We start from the raw sequence: 2365 nt of genomic DNA on the forward strand, positions 1-2365 counted from the left end.
TTGGGACCTTGTCCCTGTGAGAGTAGGACGTCGCCAAGCAAGCTTAAGACGAGTCAGAATGACTCGTCTTTTTTGTGCTTCTAACTTCTTATCAGTCTCAAGTTATTCTTTTATATTCAATTTCTTTCATCAATTTCGATATGTAGTTTAAGATTTTCTATTTTATTTTTTGTGGAAGCAACCTATCGGTATGTTAAAATAGTACAGTTATTTTTTGAAGTACTTTAATATAGGAAGATTTAATTTTTAAAAGGAGATAACATGAAAAAGATAGGTATAATTACTATAGTAGCCTTAGTCCTTCTAGCGATTGTGTATATGTTAGTCGGGAATTATTTTTATAATTATGCGTTGAATGCGAAACAAGAGAAAGAGTTTTTAGAGGATAACCCTCACTTGGTAGAAACTGTGAATGCATCAGGAGATGTGTTGGCTACAAGTGAAGAAAAGGATGCGAACTTTGTATCAAATCATAAACCTAATACACTACACATAAATTCTTTCGATAAGTTGAAATTAACAGGTTATGAATATATGAATAAACAATCTAGCCATAAATGGGCAATTGTAGTTCATGGATATGATAGTAGGGCATCAAAAATGACGAAATATATCCGGAATTTTTATGAACAAGGATATAACGTTATAGCGCCAGATCTTCGTGGGCATGGAAATAGTGAAGGTGATTATATAGGGATGGGCTGGCACGATCGTAAAGATATTTTGATTTGGATCCAACAAATTGTAAAGAAAGACCCCAATGCTGAAATAGCACTATTTGGTGTTTCAATGGGAGGGGCAACTGTAATGATGACTTCAGGTGAAGATTTACCTTCTAACGTGAAAGTTATTATTGAAGATTGTGGATACTCAACTGTTGTTGGTGAATTTACTTATCAACTAAAAGATTTATTCCATTTACCGAAGTTTCCTGTTATGAATGCGGCTAATACGGTTACAAAATTAAGAGCTGGATATGATTTAGAAGAAGCTTCAGCTGTAAAACAAGTTGAGAAAAGTAAAACACCGATGCTATTCATTCACGGGGATGCGGATACATTTGTTCCTTTTGAAATGTTAGATGAAGTATATAATGCTGTAAAAGTAGAAAAAGAGAAATTAATTGTTCCAGGTACTGGACATGGAGAAGCTGAGAAGATAGATTCAAATGCATATTGGAATACCGTATGGAAGTTCGTGGGAAGATATATTTAAGTATAATTAGATTTACATATACGATAATCAGAAGGTAATACTTTTGATTATCGTTTTTCTATTTATAAATTTATTTTAGGTTGTAGTATATAAGGCTTGAAGCATAAATTTTTGAATTCCTTAGTGCCGGTGCTACAATGATTGACAACTACATGTTAATGAGGTGTTTCTATGAAAATTGAAGTATGGTCAGATTTTGTGTGTCCATTTTGCTACATTGGGAAACGTAGATTAGAGATGGCTTTAGAGCAATTTCCACATAAGAAGAATGTTGAAGTTGAGTTTAAAAGTTTTGAATTAGACCAAAATGCTCCAATCTATTCTGGAACAAGTATTAATGAAGTACTTGCATCAAAGTATGGGATTAGTATTGAAGAAGCGAAACGTAATAACGTGCAACTAGGTAATCATGCAGCTAGTATGGGTTTAAGTTTTAATTTTGATGAGATGAAGCCGACGAACACTTTTGATGCGCATCGCCTTGCGAAATTTGCAAAAGATCAAGGGAAAGAAAAAGAGATTACGGAGAATCTACTTTTTGCATATTTCACTGAATCGAAAAATTTAAGTGATGTGGATGCGCTTGCTACTATCGCTGAAGCTTCAGGTTTAGATAAACAAGAAGCTTTAAAGGTTATTAATGATAAAAGTGCATATGCAAATGATGTTAGAGTTGATGAAGCGATTGCTCAACAATATCAAATTTCAGGAGTACCTTATTTTATTATTAATCAAAAGTATGCTATTTCAGGTGCGCAACCACTTGAAACTTTTGTTGGTGCACTTCAGCAAGTGTGGGAAGAAGAGAATCCTGTACCTAAGTTACAAGAGCTCTCTTCAGAAGGTGGAAGTGATATGTCTTGTACGGATGAAAGCTGTTCGGTACCTTCAAAAGAACAATAGTTTTTATGATGGAAAGCAACCCATAGTGTATTATATGGGTTGCTTATATATTCTTATAGAAGAGATATGTAAATAGGATTTTAGAAAAATGAAGTTTTTTTATAAAAACGTATTGACGATTGTACCTTAGAGGTGTAATATAGAACAAGTCGCCGATAACAACAACGTCAAAAGCGACAAACGAAATGAAAAACTTAGTTGACATTGAAAGATGAAAATGTTAACATAAGGAAGTCGCAAATGAGCG

The 2365-nt window shown here is 33.7% G+C and carries 2 protein-coding genes; both read left to right on the plus strand.

The window, feature by feature from the left end; translation table 11 throughout:
- Positions 1 to 261: 261 nt before the first annotated feature.
- Positions 262 to 1215: an alpha/beta hydrolase gene (locus PDQ68_RS28440; protein WP_061182302.1), complete on the plus strand. Its 954-nt coding sequence runs from the start codon at positions 262 to 264 to the stop codon at positions 1213 to 1215.
- Positions 1216 to 1386: 171 nt separating this feature from the next.
- Positions 1387 to 2118 (plus strand): DsbA family oxidoreductase, encoded by a 732-nt coding sequence (locus PDQ68_RS28445; protein ID WP_270787166.1) that lies wholly within the window; start codon positions 1387 to 1389, stop codon positions 2116 to 2118.
- Positions 2119 to 2365 lie beyond the last annotated feature (247 nt).

The organism is Bacillus cereus group sp. Bc010 (assembly GCF_027716745.1).
GTDB lineage: Bacteria > Bacillota > Bacilli > Bacillales > Bacillaceae_G > Bacillus_A > Bacillus_A pacificus.

Coding starts and splice junctions, on each gene's coding strand:
- PDQ68_RS28440 (WP_061182302.1), top strand. CDS start 262: ATGAAAAAGATAGGTATAATTACTATAGTAGCCTTAGTCCTTCTAGCG.
- PDQ68_RS28445 (WP_270787166.1), top strand. CDS start 1,387: ATGAAAATTGAAGTATGGTCAGATTTTGTGTGTCCATTTTGCTACATT.